The organism is Streptomyces sp. NPDC051219, from assembly GCF_040682335.1.
GTDB lineage: Bacteria > Actinomycetota > Actinomycetes > Streptomycetales > Streptomycetaceae > Streptomyces.
Genome location: NZ_JBFBAS010000012.1, coordinates 143420 through 159695 on the forward strand (window position 1 = coordinate 143420; position 16276 = coordinate 159695).

The following is a 16276-nucleotide window of genomic DNA, read 5'->3' on the forward strand; positions in this document are numbered from 1 at the left end:
GGAGGTGTTCCTGCCCCTCGGCGTCAGCCGCGTCGCTTCGGGTCCGTCAGGCCCGCCCGGCGCAGGGCGTCCGCCATCGCGCTGTTGGCCGGCGGAGGTGAGGGCCGGCCGCCGCCTCGCCCGGCCGGCTGTTCGCGGCGCTGCCTCGGCGGCCGGCCGCCGCGGTCGCGCGACGCGGGCGCCGGGGTGCCTGCCTCGTCCTCCAGGCGCAGGGTCAGCGAGATCCGCTTACGGGGGATGTCGACGTCCAGCACCTTCACCCGCACGATGTCGCCCGGCTTCACCACGTCCCGCGGATCCTTGACGAACGTCTTCGACATCGCCGACACGTGGACGAGACCGTCCTGGTGAACACCGACATCCACGAACGCACCGAAAGCGGCGACATTCGTCACCACGCCCTCCAGCAGCATCCCCGGCGCCAGATCCCCGATCTTCTCGACGCCGTCCTTGAAGGTCGCCGTCCTGAAAGCCGGCCGCGGGTCGCGCCCAGGCTTCTCCAGCTCACGCAGGATGTCCGTCACGGTCGGCAGACCGAACGAGTCGTTCACGAATTCGGCCGGCTTCAGCGACCTCAGCAATGCCGTGTTGCCGACCAGCGCCGCGACCTCGCTGCCCACAGACTTCCCCATCGCCCGCACCACCGGGTACGCCTCCGGGTGCACGCTCGACGCGTCGAGCGGGTCGTCGCCGCCCCGGATCCGCAGGAAGCCCGCGCACTGCTCGTAGGCCTTGGGGCCCAGCCGCGCCACGTCCTTGAGCGCCTTACGGGACCGGAAGGGCCCGTTCGCGTCACGGTGCGCGACGATGTTCTCCGCGAGACCCGAGCCGATGCCCGACACCCGCGAAAGCAGCGGCGCGGAGGCGGTGTTCACATCGACACCGACACCGTTCACACAGTCCTCGACCACCGCGTCGAGCGAGCGGGACAGCTTCACCTCGGACAGGTCGTGCTGGTACTGGCCGACACCGATCGACTTGGGGTCGATCTTCACCAGCTCGGCCAGCGGGTCCTGCAGCCGCCGCGCGATCGACACGGCGCCGCGGATCGACACATCGAGGCCGGGCAGCTCCTGCGAGGCGAAGGCCGAGGCGGAGTACACCGAGGCGCCCGCCTCCGAAACCATGACCTTCGTCAGCTTCAGCTCGGGGTGCCTGTCGCACAGTTCACCGGCGAGCTTGTCGGTCTCGCGCGACGCCGTGCCGTTGCCGATGGCAATGAGCTCGACAGAGTGCTCCTCGGCCAGCCGGGCGAGCTTCGCCAGCGACTCGTCCCACTTGTTGGCCGGCACATGCGGGTAGATCGTGTCCGTGGCGACGACCTTCCCGGTCGCGTCCACGACGGCAACCTTCACGCCCGTACGGAAGCCGGGGTCGAGCCCCAGCGTCGCCCGTGTCCCGGCGGGCGCGGCCAGCAGCAGGTCCCGCAGGTTCGCCGCGAAGACGCGCACCGCCTCGTCCTCCGCCGCCTGCCGCAGGCGCAGCCGCAGGTCGATGCCGAGGTGGACCAGGATCCGGGTCCGCCACGCCCAGCGGACCGTGTCGGCCAGCCACTTGTCGGCCGGACGGCCCCTGTCGGCGATGCCGAAACGCCTGGCGACCATCCCCTCGTACGTCGAAGGGCCGGGCACGTCCGAGGGCTCCTCGGGCTCCAGGACGAGGTCGAGCACCTCTTCCTTCTCGCCGCGCAGCATCGCCAGCACCCGGTGCGAAGGCAGCGCGGTGAACGCCTCGGCGAAGTCGAAGTAGTCGGCGAACTTGGCGCCCGCCTCCTCCCTGCCGTCCCGGACCTTGGCCACGAGCCGCCCGCGCGTCCACATCCGCTCACGCAGTTCACCGATGAGGTCGGCGTCCTCGCCGAACCGCTCGGTCAGGATCGACCGGGCGCCGTCGAGCGCCGCGGTGGCGTCAGCCACTCCCTTGCCCGGGTCGACGAACGCGGCCGCGGCGGCCGCGGGGTCCACGCCCGGATCCGCGAGCAGGCCCTCCGCGAGCGGTTCCAGCCCGGCCTCGCGCGCGATCTGCGCCTTCGTCCGGCGCTTGGGCTTGAAGGGGAGGTAGATGTCCTCCAGCCGCGCCTTGGTGTCGGCGGCGCGGATCCGCGCCTCCAGCTCGCCGTCCAGCTTGCCCTGCTCGCGTACGGAGTCGAGGATCGCGGTCCGCCGCTCCTCCAGCTCCCGCAGATAACGCAGCCGCTCCTCGAGCGTGCGCAGCTGCACGTCGTCGAGCATCTCGGTCGCTTCCTTGCGGTAGCGCGCGATGAACGGCACGGTGGAGCCGCCGTCGAGCAGCTCGACGGCGGACCTCACCTGCCGCTCACGTACGCCGAGCTCCTCGGCGATCCTGCCTTCGATGGACGTCGTCACGATGCCGTACCGCCTTCTCGCTGAGCTTGAAGGCAGCATTGTGGCAGGTGGAACCGACATCCGGGGATCAGGCCCGGCGCGTCCTGCCGCCGCGGCCCGACGCGTGCGAGGCGCCGCCGAACAGCCGGGCGAGCGCCCGGAACGGCAGAGTCACCACCGCGGCGACCGTGGAGCCGATGGTGCGCAGCACATCTGCGATAAGACATCCGGCACATGGCGGGCGACGAGGGCGTGGTTGAAGTTGTAGAACGTCGCGGCGAGCGTGCCCGCGGTGACCGGTCCCATGGCCGCGGCCCGCCCGGCGAAGTACGCGGCGTTGCGGTCGTCCACTCCGATCCCGGCGAACTCGTCGGTGTAGTCGGGAGAGAAGTACACCGCCGAGTGGAGCGGGTTGAGGACGTTGTGGCAGCGGCGGCCGGCGCGTGCGGGAAGCGAGGTCATGACCTCACGTTACCGACTGGTCAGTACGCACGAAAACCGAGGGAGGAGGATGGGACGAAAGGTGGGGTACTCGTCATTGCGGACCTTCGCACACCGCGAACCGAGCGGACCGTGCTCGTCCTCCTCTTCGACGACGTACAGAGCCTCGTCGTCAGCGGCCCGGTGGAGGTCTTCACCGGAGCCGCGCTGTACGCCGGAGATCCCGGAGGTGCCTACCGCATCCGCACCGCCTCGCTCGACGGCCGGCCGGTGCGGACCGGGTTCTCCACGGCGAGAACTGAGCCGTGTGTCAGCCGCTCCAGGTGAAACGCGGCAGCCTGCGCTCCAGGAACGCGGCGACACCCTCAGTGGTGTCGCCGCTCTCCCGCGCCTGCCCTGCCCAGTACGCGTCCCGCCCGGTGCGTCCCGACGCGAACTCCTTCGCCGCCGCCTGGGTCAGCCGAGAGCGGCTCGTCAGTACGCGCGTGAACTCGGCCACCCGCTTGTCCAGTTCACCTACGGGCAGCACCTCGTCCACCAGCCCGGTGCGCAAGGCCCGCTCGGTCCCGATCAATTCCGCGGAGAACAGCAGGTACTTCGCCGCGGCCGGCCCGACCAGGGAGGCCAGCCGACGGGTCGAGCCCGCTGGGTAGACGATGCCGAGCTTCGCCGGAGTGACACCGAAGGACGCACCCTCCTCCGCGAAGCGCAGGTCGCAGGCCGCGGCCAGCTGGCAGCCGCCGCCCACACAGTGGCCGCGGATCGCCGCGAGTGTGGGTTTGGGGAAGGCGGCCAGTGCCTCTTCGGCCCGTACGGCAAGGCTCTGCGGATCGGCGCCGGGACCCGCGTCCGGCGCGCGCAGCGACGAGATGTCCGCGCCGGCGCAGAAGGTGGCGCCGGCGCCGGTCAGCACCAGCACGTGGACGGACGCTTCGGCGGCCAGCTCCCCGAGCAGCTCCGGCAGCCGACGCCACATCGCCGACGTCATGGCGTTGCGCTTGGCGGGATGATCGATGACGAGGGTGGCGACACCGTCGGCGACGGTGTGCTGCAGCTGCGGCTCCATGGGCCGGATGCTATCCGGAGCGGACAAGGTCAGGATCGGTCGCTTATTCGACGCTGTCGTACGCGACCAGACAGAAGTCATCGATAAGCGCTGACTTCTGGTCAGCGGAGCGGTCCGGTCCCGCCCGTTCCCAACACTTGCACCGTGGAGACGATCGAGCACGGCGGCGGGGGGCGGGACATGGAAATCCGCGGGAGTGTCCCGCCGGATGAATACCAGGACCGGGACCGGGACCGAGCACTGGTCACCGGCTCACTGGCATACGAAGGCGTCTGGCGGTTCACCGCTCCCGCAATCGAAGAATCCGTTCCGCAGGCCCGGCACGCGGTGCGGGACCTGCTCAACCGGCAAGGCGTGCCCGTCCAGGACGACACCGTCCAGGGCCTGCTGCTCATCGTCTCCGAGCTGGTCACCAACTCGGTACGGCACGCCGCCCTGCTCTCGCCCGAGGTCGCGGTCGAAGTGGCCATCGGGAGGGAGTGGGTACGGGTGGCTGTCGAGGACAACCACCCGTACCGCCCGAAGGCCCTGGAGGCCGACTTCGCACAGACGGGCGGCCGTGGTCTGCTACTCGTCCGTGAGATCACCTACGAGGCGGGCGGGGTCTGCGACGTCGAGCACACCGCCGGCGGCGGCAAGGTCATCTGGGCGGCCCTGCCGCTCACCAGCCCGCCGACGCTCCGGTCAGCTCCCTGATCGCCGGCCGTGCCGCGTCCAGCACGGTCATGAACCACGCAGAGAAGACTGCCTTCTCATGGCGGGAGGCCAGCTCGGCGGGAGTGACGAACGCGGTCTCGCCGACCTCCGCCGGGTCCGGCCGGACTGGAGCCTGCGCCATTCCCACGAAAAGGTGGTTGTACTCCTGCTCGACCAGTCCCGAAGCCGGGTCCGGGTGGTTGTAGCGGACCGTGCCGGCCTCCGCGAGCAGCGACGGCGAGAGGCCGAGCTCCTCATGCGTACGGCGGGCAGCCGCGGCGAACGGTGCCTCCCCGGGGTACGGATGACCGCAGCAGGTGTTCGACCAGACGCCGGGGGAGTGGTACTTGCCGAGCGCCCGGCGCTGGATCAGCAGCCGGCCGGCCTCGTCGAAGAGGAACACGGAGAAGGCCCGGTGCAGCTGGCCGGGCGCCTGGTGGACGGAGAGCTTCTCCGCTGTGCCGATGGTGTTGCCGTCCTCGTCGACCAGTTCGAGCATGATCGCTTGTGCGGCGCCGTTCGACGAGCTGTTCGTCGCGGTGGCTGGTGTGGTCGGCATAACCATCCTTCGCTTTGGTCTTCGGCCTTCAGTCTGCCGTACAAAAGCGGCTTGTCCGCACTTCGGCAGCCCGCGCATGTCTGCCCCCGCCACGGCACGCGCGGCGGGGGCAGAGCAGGGCGCAGGATGAAGCGTCAGACGCCGAAGGCCTCCGGGTAGTGGATCGTGCCCGTCGGAACCGGCCGGGAACCGTCGAGCACCAGCGCCATCATGGCCTCGTCCGGGACCTCGAAGCCGGGCCGGATGCCGGCCCGTGAGGCAGGGGTGAAGCCGAACCTCGGGTAGTACTCCGGATGCCCGAGCACCAGTACGAGGTGCTCCCCGCGGTCACGGGCCGCCGCCAGCACCGCCTGTACGACGGCTGTTCCGGCGCCCTGCTTCTGGTACCGGGGCAGTACGGCGACCGGAGCCAGTGCCAGGGCCTGCACCGCCGACTGCCCGATGTGGCAGCGGGTGAGCAGCGCGTACGCGGCGATCTCGCCGTCCGGTGCCTCGGCGACATAAGACAGCCCCGGCAGCCAGCACTTCTCGTCGGCGCGGAGGGCGTCCACGAGCCCCGCTTCCTCGGGAGTGGGGAAGGCGGCGGAGTTGACGGCCCGGACGGCCGCGATGTCCCGCTCCGTCTCCGGCCGGGTCCGCCACGGCGCCGGCGCCGCCGGGCGCAGCACATATCCCGTGTAGCCGTACTCCGAGCCGTGCTCGCGCCGCATCGCGATCTCCTCGCGGGTGGCGGCGAGCGCCCGGTCCATACCGGGCGCGCCGGGATCGGCCGCGTCGGCGCGTGTGGCGAGCGGGACGTAGTACTCGTCCCAGTCGGACTCCGGCTGCGGGACGACACCGAGAACCGTGTAGCCGGCCGCCTCCGCGGCCGCACGGTTCCCGGCGGTGGTCCGCAGGCTGTAGTGCTGCTCCCAGAAGGAGCGTGCCTCGGTCGACGGCGTCGCGGCGGTCCACTCGCACTCGGTGAGGACGAGGGTGCCGCCCGGCGCGAGCAGCCGCTTCCAGTCGCGCAGTGCGGTGTCGAAGCCGATGGAGTAGACGGAGCTCTCCGCCCAGACCAGGTCGAAGGACCCGTCGGGGAAGGGGAGTTCGGCCATGTCGGCCTTCAGGATGCGCACTCGCTCACTGAGCCCGCGGGCCTCGGCGCCCTGCCGGAGTTCGTCGAGCATGTCCTGGTTCAGATCGACGGCGGTCACCTCGGCGCCGGCCTCCGCGGCCAGCAGCAGCGCGGACCGGCCGGGGCCGCAGCCCAGGTCGATCACCCGCGGACGGGCGGGCAGCGGTCCGGCGAGGGAGAGGAGGCGGCGGGTGGTCGCGTCCGAACCGGGTCCCTGACGGGGAAGCCCGCGGTGCAGCGCGAAGAATGCGTCGAAAAAGTCGTTGTCGGTCAACGTGAGAAACCCTTGGGTGTGAGGGCCCCCGGCCTGCATGCCTGTGGCGTCAGCCGAGTACCCGGAAGGCGGGGATGAACCTGTCGTCGCTGCGCACTGCAGCAACCGCTGCGACGGTCATCAACCCACCTCCTGCTCTCACGTCTTGGGGAGACCCGGGGAAGACTTCGGGGGAGCCCGAAGGACCGGACGTCTCTTCGTCCTCACCCTATCAGGGCACGGTTTCGATCAGTGGCACAGTTTCGCCTCGTGCTCCGCGTGGCCCACCGGCTCCAGCTGGAACGTGCAGTGACCGACGTCGAAATGGGTGCCGAGGCAGCCCTGGAGGTCGTGCAGTATCTTCTCGTGCCCGACCGAGTCCAGCGCCTCCTGGTCGACCACCACATGCGCGGAAAGCACCGGCATACCCGAGGTGATCGTCCAGGCATGCAGATCGTGCACGTCCTCGACGCCGGGCAGGGCCAGCATGTGCGCCCGCACATCCGCCATGTCGACGTTCGAGGGTGCCGCTTCCAGCAGTACGTTCAACGTCTCCCGCAGCAGCTTCCAGGTGCGTGGGACGATCATGAGGCCGATCACCAACGACGCGACCGGGTCCGCGGCCTGCCACCCGGTGGTCAGAATGATCAGCGCCGAGACCAGCACCGCCGCCGAGCCCAGAGCGTCCGCCATCACCTCCAGGAAGGCGCCGCGCACGTTGAGGCTCTCCTGCTGCCCACGCATCAGCAGGCCGAGCGAGACCATGTTCGCCAGCAGACCGACGAGGCCGAAGACGATGGTCAGCCCGCCGTGGGTCTCGGCCGGTGTGATGAACCGCTGCACGGCCTCGTACAGGATGTAGCCGCCGACAACGAAAAGCAGCAGGCAGTTGGCGAGCGCCGCGAGGATCTCGGCCCTCGCGAAGCCGTACGTACGGCTCTCGCTGGCCGGGCGGCTCGCGAAGTGGATGGCCAGGAGGGCCATCCCGAGCCCCAGCGCGTCGGTGGCCATGTGGGCGGCGTCCGCGATGAGGGCCAGCGAATCGGCGGCCAGGCCGCCCACGATCTCCACGACCATCACGGTCAGCGTGATGCAGAGCGCGATGCGCAGCCGCCCCTTGTACGCGGCGGTCGCCGTCCCGGTGGCCGGCGGCCCCCCGTGCGTATGCCCGTGGTCGTGCCCAGCCCCCATGACGCCTGCCTCCCGGATCGGTGTGTGCGCTGTCCGAAATCACAGTGAACTACGGGCCATGGGTACGGGGCAACACGGTGCTGAACACCGTTGTCATGTGCTGTGACCTGCGGAAACGATCGCAGGCCCTGGCGCCGCGAAGGTCAGCGGCGGCGCGCCTCCGGGTGGCGCAGGCGCCAGCCCTCCCAGGCCGACTCGACCATCTCGCGTACTCCGCGGCGGGCCGTCCAGCCCAGTTCCTTGGCGATCAGCTCGGCCGAGGCGACAGCCTGCGCGGCGTCGCCGGGGCGGCGGGCTTCGACGATCGGGGGACGCGTGATGCCGGACACCTCCACCGCGAGGTCGACCAGCTCCCGGACGGAGACGCCCTCGCCGCGTCCGATGTTGAGGGTCAGGTCGCCCGGGCTGTCGCCCGAGCCGTCCCGCGAGGACAGCCGGCGGGCAGCGGCGAGATGGGCCTCAGCCAGGTCGCCGACGTGGATGTAGTCCCGGATACAGGTGCCGTCGGGGGTCGGATAGTCGTCACCGAAGATCCGGGGGGCCTCGCCGCGCGTGAGCCGGTCGAAGACCATCGGAATGACGTTGAACACCCCGGTGTCCGCGAGTTCGGGAAGCCCGGCGCCCGCCACGTTGAAGTAACGCAGGCACATCGTGTCGATACCGTGCGCCAGTCCGGAGGCCCGGACCAGCCACTCACCGGTGAGCTTCGTCTCCCCGTAGGGGTTGATCGGTGCGCAGGGGGTGTCCTCGGTGATCAGTTCCACAGCGGGGACGCCGTACACCGCGGCGGAGGAGGAGAAGAGGAAACGTCCGACCCCGGCCGCGGCCACCGCTTCGAGCAGCACCGTCAGGCCGTACACGTTGTGGCGGTAGTAGTGGAGCGGCTGCTCGACGGACTCCCCGACCTGCTTCTTCGCCGCGAGATGCACCACACCGGTGACCTCGTGCTCGGCGAGGGTCCGGTCGAGCAGGGACCGGTCCAGGTAGGAGCCCTGTACCAGGGGAATCTCCTGCGGCAGCCGTCCCGCGACGCCGCTCGAGATGTCGTCGAGGACGACGACCCGCTCGCCCGCGTCCGCCATCGCCCGCGCCACATGCGCTCCGATGTAACCCGCGCCACCTGTGATCAGCCACGTCATGCAGCCACCCTAGACGAGGAGCAACGCGGTCCCGGCTGTCTCGCGACGACTGGCAGGACGTCCTCCGCAACGCCCGCTCTCCGGGTGGACCACGGTTCGCCGGGCCCGCTCGGCCGGCCACCGCCCTGCGGTTTGTGGGCCGTGGCCTTGATCGACCATGATGATCGCGACGGTGGGCGGCTGTCCGGCCCCCGGCCCATCGGGGGCGTAAACGGGCGGTGAACGACCGCCTCCGTTCATCCGATAGCCTCTGCCGACGTGCTGCCCGCCCCGCTGAGGGGCTGGCCGGCCCATGCACACCGCCGGGCAGGCATGCGTACCGCCGGCGCCCGTTCCAAGGAGTGAGTTCGTCTGTCGACCGCCATCCTCACCGGTCAGCCGGTACCCGGATCGCCGCTCGAGGGCGATCTGCGGTCGCTGGGCTTTGATGTACGGATCGCCTCGGGCACCCAGGACGCGGGCTCCCTGCTGGCCGCGATACCGGCCGACGAGCGGGTCGCGGTCGTCGACGCCGGATTCGTCGGCCACGTACACGCTCTGCGCCTGGCGCTGACGGATCCCCGTTTCCCCGCCGCCGCCGTACGCGGTGCGCTGACCGTTCAGCCCGAGGCCCGCACGGGCCTGTCCCGGGCCGTCGCGGCGAACGCCGCCACGCAGCCCGGCGAGTGCCTGCCCGACCGGCTGGCCGACGCGCTCGAGGCCGACGGCACCGGCGTGCAGCGCCCCGAGCTCGGCTCGCTCGTCGCCACGGTCCCTGCCGACCCGCAGTCCCGGCACGAGGCCAGGGCCGCGGTCGCCGCCGTCGACGACGAGGCCGTACGCCTGCGCACCGCCGTGAAGTCCCGGGACGGGTTCTTCACCACCTTCTTCGTCAGCCCGTACTCCCGCCACCTGGCCCGCTGGTGTGCCCGCCGGGGCTACACCCCCAACCAGGTCACCACCGCCTCGTTGCTCACCGCGCTGATCGCGGCCGGCTGTGCGGCGACCGGCACACGGGGCGGTTACATCGCCGCCGGCCTGCTGCTCCTCTTCTCCTTCGTCCTGGACTGCACCGACGGGCAGCTCGCCCGCTACTCGCTCCAGTACTCGACGATGGGCGCGTGGCTGGACGCCACGTTCGACCGCGCCAAGGAGTACGCCTTCTACGCCGGCCTCGCGATCGGCGCATCGGCGAACGGGGACGACGTATGGGCCCTGGCGCTCGGTGCGATGGTGCTGCAGACCAGCCGCCACGTCGTGGACTTCTCCTTCAACGAGGCGAATCACGACGCGACCGCCAACACGAGCCCGACCGCCGCGCTCTCCGACAAGCTCGACAGTGTCGGCTGGACGGTCTGGCTGCGCCGGATGATCGTTCTGCCGATCGGCGAGCGCTGGGCGATGATCGCCGTACTGACGGCCGTGACTACCCCCCGGATCGTCTTCTACGCCCTGCTGATCGGCTGCGCCTTCGCCGCCTGCTACACCACCGCCGGCCGGGTCCTGCGCTCGCTGACGCGCAAGGCGCAGCGCACCGACCGCGCGGCGCAGGCCCTGGCCGACCTCGCCGACAGCGGGCCGGTCGCCGAGCTCGTGGCCGGGGCGCTGGGCCGCCTCAAGGCCTTTCCGCCCCGCGGCTCGCTTGCCGCAGTCGCAGCCGGGGGCGCGGTCGTCCTGGTGGCGACCGCCTGGCTCGTGCCGTTCGGCAGCCCCTGGATGATCGGTGCTGCCCTCCTGTACGCAGTGAGCTCCGGCGCCGCGGTCGCGCTGCCCCTCAAGGGCTCCCTCGACTGGCTCGTCCCCCCGGTCTTCCGGGCCGCCGAGTACGGCACCGTCCTCCTGCTGGCTGCCCGCTCCGAGGTGAACGGGGCCCTGCCCGCGGCTTTCGGCCTGGTTGCCTCGGTCGCCTACCATCACTACGACACGGTGTACCGCATCCGCGGTGGCACCGGCGCGCCCCCGCACTGGCTGGTCCGGTCGGCCGGCGGGCACGAGGGCCGGGTGCTGGCGGTGGCGGTACTCGCCGCCGTGCTGGGCCGCAACACCGACTTCACCGTCGCGCTCACGATTCTCGCCGTGGCCGTGGCGCTGGTGGTGCTCGTGGAGAGCATCCGCTTCTGGGTGTCCTCCGGAGCACCCGCCGTACATGACGAAGGAGAACCAGCATGATCGGCCTCGTACTGGCGGCCGGCGCCGGAAGGCGTCTGCGCCCCTACACCGACACGCTTCCCAAGGCCCTGGTTCCGGTCGGCCCCGACGGCCAGGAGGACAGCCTCACCGTCCTCGACCTGACCCTGGGCAACTTCGCGGAGGTCGGTATCACCGAGGTCGCGATCGTCGTCGGCTACCGCAAGGAGGCCGTGTACGCGCGCAAGGAAGCTCTCGAGGCGAAGTACGGCGTCACCCTCACCCTCATCGACAACGACAAGGCCGAGGAGTGGAACAACGCCTACTCCCTGTGGTGCGCCCGTGAGGTCCTGAAGCAGGGCGTCATCCTCGCCAACGGCGACACCGTGCACCCTGTCTCCGTCGAGAAGACGCTGCTGGCCGCCCGCGGCCAGGGGCAGCGAATCATCCTCGCCCTCGACACGGTGAAGCACCTCGCCGACGAGGAGATGAAGGTCATCACGGCCGACGGCCAGGGCGTCCGGAAGATCACCAAGCTGATGGACCCGGCCGGCGCCACCGGCGAGTACATCGGCGTGACCCTGATCGAGCCCGAGGCCGCCGAGGAGCTCGCCGACGCCCTGAGGACCACCTTCGAGCGGGACCCCGACCTCTATTACGAGGACGGCTACCAGGAGCTGGTCAACCGCGGTGTCACCATCGACGTGGCCCCGATCGGCGACGTCAAGTGGGTCGAGATCGACAACCACGACGACCTCGCCAAGGGCCGGGAGATCGCGTGCCAGTACTGACCCGCCTCATCCCGTCCCCGGTCGTCGTCGACATCAGCCGCGGCGCCATGGACGACCTGGCCGGCCTCCTGGCCGACCAGCGGATCTCCGCCTCCGGGAAGCTGTCGATCGCCATCAGCGGCGGTTCCGGCCAAGCCCTGCGCGAGAAGCTCGCACCGGTGCTGCCCGACGCCGACTGGTTCCCCGTCGTGGACGGGACGATCGACTCCGCCGTCAAGCTTGCCGACGACATAAAGGGCAAGCGGTACGACGCGGTGGTCGGTCTCGGCGGCGGCAAGATCATCGATGTGGCGAAGTACGCGGCGGCGCGCGTCGGACTGCCGATGGTGGCCGTCGCGACGAACCTCTCCCACGACGGCATCTGCTCGCCGGTGTCCATCCTGGACAACGACAACGGCCGGGGCTCGTACGGCGTCCCCACGCCCATCGCCATGGTTATCGACCTCGACGTGATCCGCGAGGCCCCGGTCCGGTTCATCCGCTCCGGTGTCGGCGACGCGATCTCCAACATCTCGGCCATCGCCGACTGGGAGCTCTCGCACCGGATCAGCGGCGAGGCCGTGGACGGCCTCGCCGCGGCCATGGCGCGGACTGCCGGCGAGTCGGTGCTGCGGCACCCGGGCGGAGTCGGCGACGACGAGTTCCTCACGGTCCTCGCCGAGGCCCTGGTCCTGTCCGGTATCGCCATGTCGATCAGTGGGGACAGCCGGCCCTCGTCCGGTGCCTGCCACGAGATCAGCCACGCCTTCGACCTGCTCTACCCCAAGCGCTCCGCGCTGCACGGCGAGCAGGTCGGCCTCGGCGCCGCCTTCGCGATGCACCTGCGCGGCTCCCACGAGAAGTCCGGGCTGTTCGTCGACGTCCTGCGCAGGCACGGCCTGCCGGTGCGCCCCGAGGAGATCGGCTTCAGCGTGGACGAGTTCGTCGCGGCCGTTGAGTACGCCCCGCAGACCCGTCCGGGCCGCTTCACCATCCTGGAACACCTCAACCTGTCAGCAGCCGAGATCAGGGACGCTTACGCCGACTATGCCAAGACCATCAGTAGCTGAACTCCGTCCGGTCGTTCACCCCGAGGGAGTGAAGGACCGGCGCAGCGGTGAGCACTGGGCCGGGCGCCTGTACATGCGAGAGATCTCGCTGCACATCGACCCGTATCTGGTGAACACCCGGATCACGCCCAACCAGCTGACCTACCTCATGGTGGTCGTGGGTGTGCTGGGCGGCGCCGCCCTGCTCATCCCCGGGCTGACCGGCGCGATCCTCGCGGCGGTCCTGTTCCAGGTGTACCTGCTGCTCGACTGTGTCGACGGCGAGGTCGCGCGCTGGCGCAAGCAGACCTCGATCACCGGTGTCTACCTGGACCGCATCGGCCACTACCTCTGCGAGGCGGCCCTGCTGGTGGGCTTCGGCGTACGTGGCGCGGACGTCTTCGGGGACTCCCCGAACTGGCTGTGGGCCTTCCTCGGCACGCTTGCCGCGCTCGGCGCGATCCTGATCAAGGCCGAGACGGATCTGGTCGACGTGGCCCGTGCCCGCAGTGGGCTGCCGGCCGTGAAGGACGAGGCCTCGGTGCCCCGCTCCTCCGGTCTGGCGCTGGCCCGCCGTGCCGCGGCCGCCCTGAAGTTCCACCGGCTGGTGGGCGGCATCGAGGCGTCGCTGCTGATCCTCTTCGTGGCGATTCTGGACATGATCAGTGGCGACCTGTTCTTCACCCGCCTCGGTATCGCCGTACTCGCCGGCATTGCGATCGTGCAGACGCTGCTGCATCTGGTCTCGATCCTGGCGTCGAGCAGGCTGAAGTGAGTACGGCGACGGGCGGGGGCATGAAGCTCGGCGTGGTGATCATCACCATGGGCAACCGCCCTGACGAGCTGAAGGCCCTGCTGGACTCGGTAGCGCGGCAGGAGGGCGACCCGATCGAGGTCGTCGTGGTCGGCAACGGCGCCCCGGTGACCGATGTCCCCGCGGGCGTACGCACCGTCGAGCTGCCCGAGAACCTGGGCATCCCGGGCGGCCGCAACGCGGGCATCGAGGCATTCGGGCCCGGCGGCTCCCAGGTGGACGCTCTGCTGTTCCTGGACGACGACGGGCTGCTGGCCAACTCCGACACCGCCGAGTTGTGCCGTCGGGCGTTCGAGGCCGATCCGAAGCTGGGGATCATCAGTTTCCGGATCGCGGACCCCGACACCGGGCAGACCCAGCGCCGGCACGTGCCGCGCCTGCGTGCGGCCGACCCGATGCGGTCCTCCCGGGTGACCACCTTCCTCGGCGGCGCCAACGCGGTGCGTACGCAGGTGTTCGCCCAGGTCGGCGGCCTTCCGGACGACTTCTTCTACGCCCATGAGGAGACCGACCTGGCCTGGCGGGCGCTCGACGCCGGCTGGCTGATCGACTACCGGGCCGACATGGTGCTGTTCCACCCCACGACGCCGCCGTCCCGGCACGCCGTCTACCACCGCATGATCGCCCGGAACCGCGTCTGGCTGGCCCGCCGCAACCTGCCCGCGCCCCTGGTGCCGGTCTATCTCGGGGTGTGGCTGCTGCTGACCCTGCTCCGGCGTCCTTCGCTGCCCGCGCTGAAGGCCTGGCTGGGCGGTTTCAGGGAAGGCTGGTCCTCTCCATGTGGGGACCGGCGTCCGATGAAGTGGCGTACGGTGTGGCGCCTGACGCGACTGGGCCGACCTCCTGTCATCTGAGAAGCTCGGTTCTGAGAGCATCGGGAATGTTCCCGGGACCGGCAGCTGTGCCCCTGCCCCACTGGCTGCGCATCTTGAAGACGAAAGTTTCAACTTGTGAGTGAGACAAAGCATGACGGTGCGGTCGCGATGAGCGCCCCGCCATCTCCGGACGACGGCCTGTCGCCGGCGGAACTGGCCACGAAGTACGGCCTCACGGTCAGTGGGGCCCGGCCGGGCCTGCGCGAGTACGTCCGCCAGCTGTGGGGGCGGCGCCACTTCATCGCCGCCTTCGCCAGCGCGAAGACGACCGCCCAGTACAGCCAGGCCAAGCTCGGCCAGATCTGGCAGGTCATGACGCCGTTGCTGAACGCGACGGTGTACTTCCTCATCTTCGGCCTGCTGCTCGACACCAGGAAGGGCGTGCCTGACTTCGTCCCGTTCCTGGTCACCGGTGTCTTCATCTTCACGTTCACGCAGAGCTCGGTGCTGGCCGGTACCCGGTCCATCTCCAGCAACCTCGGTCTGGTGCGGGCACTGCACTTCCCGCGGGCCTCACTGCCCATCGCCTTCTGTCTGATGCAGCTCCAGCAGCTCGTGCTCTCCATGGGCGTGCTGGCCGTGATCGTGCTCGCCTTCGGCGTGCCGATCGCCTTCTCCTGGCTCCTGGTCGTCCCGGCTCTCGCGCTGCAGTTCGTCTTCAACGCCGGCCTCGCACTGATCATGGCCCGGCTGGGCAGCAAGACCCCGGACCTGGCCCAGCTGATGCCGTTCATCCTCAGGACGTGGATGTACGCGTCCGGTGTGATGTACAGCATCGAAGAGATGCTCAGGGGCAAGGAAATCCCGCAGTTCGTCGGGTGGCTGCTCGAGGCGAATCCCGCGGCGATCTACATCGACCTGGTGCGTTTCGCCCTGATCGACTCGTTCACCGCGGACCAGCTGCCTCCGCACATCTGGGCCATGGCTGTCGCCTGGGCCGTGGTCGTAGGAATCGGCGGCTTCGTGTACTTCTGGAAGGCTGAGGAGCGGTACGGCCGTGGCTGAGCACACCAATGCCACCGGGGCACGCATCCCGACCGTCGTCGCGGACAACGTGCACGTGGTCTACCGGGTGCAGGGCGCGGGCGGCGGCAAGGGCAGCGCCACCGCGGCACTGAGCCGGATCATCGGCCGTAAGGGCGGCAGATCCAACGTACGCGAGGTGCACGCCGTCAAGGGCGTCACTTTCACGGCGTACAAGGGCGAGGCCATCGGCCTCATCGGTACCAACGGCTCGGGCAAGTCGACCCTGCTGCGGACGATCGCCGGGCTGCTGCCGGCCGAGCGCGGCCGCGTCTTCACCCATGGGCAGCCGTCGCTGCTCGGCGTGAACGCCGCCCTGATGAGCGATCTGACGGGCGAACGGAACGTCATACTCGGCGGCCTGGCGATGGGCATGACGCGCGAGGAGATCCGCGGGCACTACCGGCAGATCGTCGATTTCTCCGGCATCAACGACAAGGGCGACTTCATTTCGCTCCCGATGCGGACGTACTCCTCGGGCATGGGCGCCCGGCTGCGCTTCTCCATCGCGGCGGCGAAGAGCCACGACGTACTGATGATCGACGAGGCACTGGCCACCGGTGACGCCAAGTTCCAGAAGCGCTCCGAGGCCCGCATCCGCGAGCTGCGCAAGGACGCCGGCACGGTCTTCCTGGTCAGCCACAGCCTCGGTTCGATCCGGGGCACCTGCGACCGAGTGCTGTGGCTGGAGAAGGGCGAGCTGCTGATGGACGGCCCCACCGACGAGGTTCTCGCGGCGTACTCGAAGGAATCCGGCAAGTAGTCCGGTCGTCCGCCAAGGCCTCCGCCGGCACCCGGCGGAGGCCTTTCGCGCGTTGTCGAATACGTCGAC

Annotated in this window: 15 protein-coding genes and 2 pseudogenes; 9 read left to right on the forward strand and 8 right to left on the reverse strand. The window is 70.0% G+C overall.

Features of this window, described 5'->3' with window-relative positions; genetic code table 11:
* Positions 1-23: 23 nt before the first annotated feature.
* The 3 genes and pseudogenes from AB0M62_RS16685 to AB0M62_RS16695 all read right to left on the reverse strand — a co-directional run.
* A complete protein-coding gene (locus AB0M62_RS16685; RefSeq protein WP_366074926.1) occupies positions 24-2366 on the reverse strand; it encodes a Tex family protein in 2343 nt (780 codons plus the stop codon).
* A 67-nt stretch (positions 2367-2433) separates the two neighbouring features.
* Positions 2434-2565: an LPFR motif small protein gene (locus AB0M62_RS16690; protein WP_366074961.1), complete on the reverse strand. Its 132-nt coding sequence runs from the start codon at positions 2563-2565 to the stop codon at positions 2434-2436.
* Positions 2566-2567: 2 nt separating this feature from the next.
* A pseudogene (locus AB0M62_RS16695) lies at positions 2568-2807 on the reverse strand (hypothetical protein); the annotation flags it as partial.
* Between the two features lie 75 nt (positions 2808-2882).
* Between AB0M62_RS16695 and AB0M62_RS16700 the strand changes: the two are divergent.
* Positions 2883-3065, forward strand: a pseudogene (locus AB0M62_RS16700) (hypothetical protein); the annotation flags it as partial.
* A 31-nt stretch (positions 3066-3096) separates the two neighbouring features.
* On the opposite strand, the gene AB0M62_RS16705 reads toward AB0M62_RS16700, so the two are convergent.
* Complete coding sequence (locus AB0M62_RS16705; RefSeq protein WP_366074927.1) at positions 3097-3852, reverse strand: enoyl-CoA hydratase/isomerase family protein; 756 nt, start codon at positions 3850-3852, stop codon at positions 3097-3099.
* Positions 3853-3996: 144 nt separating this feature from the next.
* On the opposite strand from AB0M62_RS16705, the gene AB0M62_RS16710 reads away from it, so the two are divergent.
* Positions 3997-4548 (forward strand): ATP-binding protein, encoded by a 552-nt coding sequence (locus AB0M62_RS16710; RefSeq protein WP_366074928.1) that lies wholly within the window; start codon positions 3997-3999, stop codon positions 4546-4548.
* Here the strand turns inward: AB0M62_RS16710 and idi are convergent.
* The 4 genes from idi to galE all read right to left on the reverse strand — a co-directional run bounded on the left by idi (position 4514) and on the right by galE (position 8807).
* Positions 4514-5107, reverse strand: a complete 594-nt coding sequence (idi, locus tag AB0M62_RS16715) for an isopentenyl-diphosphate Delta-isomerase (protein ID WP_366074929.1) — start codon at positions 5105-5107, stop codon at positions 4514-4516. The genes AB0M62_RS16710 and idi overlap by 35 nt on opposite strands.
* Before the next feature lie 134 nt (positions 5108-5241).
* Positions 5242-6498, reverse strand: coding sequence for a bifunctional class I SAM-dependent methyltransferase/N-acetyltransferase (locus AB0M62_RS16720; protein WP_366074930.1), 1257 nt, complete (start codon positions 6496-6498; stop codon positions 5242-5244).
* A gap of 228 nt (positions 6499-6726) precedes the next feature.
* Complete coding sequence (locus tag AB0M62_RS16725; protein ID WP_366074931.1) at positions 6727-7668, reverse strand: cation diffusion facilitator family transporter; 942 nt, start codon at positions 7666-7668, stop codon at positions 6727-6729.
* 143 nt (positions 7669-7811) lie between these two features.
* Positions 7812-8807 carry a UDP-glucose 4-epimerase GalE gene (gene galE / locus AB0M62_RS16730; RefSeq protein ID WP_366074933.1) on the reverse strand — a complete coding sequence of 332 codons (996 nt, stop codon included), beginning with the start codon at positions 8805-8807 and terminating at the stop codon, positions 7812-7814.
* 351 nt (positions 8808-9158) lie between these two features.
* Here galE and AB0M62_RS16735 point away from each other — a divergent pair, with 351 nt between their 5' ends.
* The 7 genes from AB0M62_RS16735 to AB0M62_RS16765 all read left to right on the forward strand — a co-directional run bounded on the left by AB0M62_RS16735 (position 9159) and on the right by AB0M62_RS16765 (position 16207).
* A complete protein-coding gene (locus AB0M62_RS16735) occupies positions 9159-10955 on the forward strand; it encodes a DUF5941 domain-containing protein (protein ID WP_366074963.1) in 1797 nt (598 codons plus the stop codon).
* On the forward strand, positions 10952-11704 hold the full coding sequence (locus AB0M62_RS16740) for a phosphocholine cytidylyltransferase family protein (protein WP_366074934.1): 753 nt from the start codon (positions 10952-10954) through the stop codon (positions 11702-11704). The genes AB0M62_RS16735 and AB0M62_RS16740 overlap by 4 nt, the downstream gene beginning before the upstream one ends.
* On the forward strand, positions 11692-12753 hold the full coding sequence (locus AB0M62_RS16745) for an iron-containing alcohol dehydrogenase family protein (protein WP_366074935.1): 1062 nt from the start codon (positions 11692-11694) through the stop codon (positions 12751-12753). The genes AB0M62_RS16740 and AB0M62_RS16745 overlap by 13 nt, the downstream gene beginning before the upstream one ends.
* Positions 12731-13507: a CDP-alcohol phosphatidyltransferase family protein gene (locus AB0M62_RS16750; RefSeq protein WP_366074936.1), complete on the forward strand. Its 777-nt coding sequence runs from the start codon at positions 12731-12733 to the stop codon at positions 13505-13507. Before AB0M62_RS16745 ends, AB0M62_RS16750 begins: the two co-directional genes overlap by 23 nt.
* Positions 13508-13527: 20 nt before the next feature.
* Positions 13528-14400, forward strand: a complete 873-nt coding sequence (locus AB0M62_RS16755) for a glycosyltransferase (RefSeq protein ID WP_366074964.1) — start codon at positions 13528-13530, stop codon at positions 14398-14400.
* Positions 14401-14496: 96 nt separating this feature from the next.
* Entirely contained in the window at positions 14497-15426 is a 930-nt protein-coding gene (locus AB0M62_RS16760) for an ABC transporter permease (protein ID WP_366074937.1), read from the forward strand.
* On the forward strand, positions 15419-16207 hold the full coding sequence (locus AB0M62_RS16765) for an ABC transporter ATP-binding protein (RefSeq protein WP_366074938.1): 789 nt from the start codon (positions 15419-15421) through the stop codon (positions 16205-16207). The genes AB0M62_RS16760 and AB0M62_RS16765 overlap by 8 nt, the downstream gene beginning before the upstream one ends.
* Positions 16208-16276 lie beyond the last annotated feature (69 nt).

What these genes read in the sequence shown, in the direction of transcription:
- AB0M62_RS16705 (WP_366074927.1), bottom strand. Translation starts at nt 3,852, where the DNA reads ATGGAGCCGCAGCTGCAGCACACCGTCGCCGACGGTGTCGCCACCCTC.
- idi (WP_366074929.1), bottom strand. Translation starts at nt 5,107, where the DNA reads ATGCCGACCACACCAGCCACCGCGACGAACAGCTCGTCGAACGGCGCC.
- AB0M62_RS16725 (WP_366074931.1), bottom strand. Translation starts at nt 7,668, where the DNA reads ATGGGGGCTGGGCACGACCACGGGCATACGCACGGGGGGCCGCCGGCC.
- galE (WP_366074933.1), bottom strand. Translation starts at nt 8,807, where the DNA reads ATGACGTGGCTGATCACAGGTGGCGCGGGTTACATCGGAGCGCATGTG.
- AB0M62_RS16740 (WP_366074934.1), top strand. Translation starts at nt 10,952, where the DNA reads ATGATCGGCCTCGTACTGGCGGCCGGCGCCGGAAGGCGTCTGCGCCCC.
- AB0M62_RS16750 (WP_366074936.1), top strand. Translation starts at nt 12,731, where the DNA reads ATGCCAAGACCATCAGTAGCTGAACTCCGTCCGGTCGTTCACCCCGAG.
- AB0M62_RS16755 (WP_366074964.1), top strand. Translation starts at nt 13,528, where the DNA reads ATGAAGCTCGGCGTGGTGATCATCACCATGGGCAACCGCCCTGACGAG.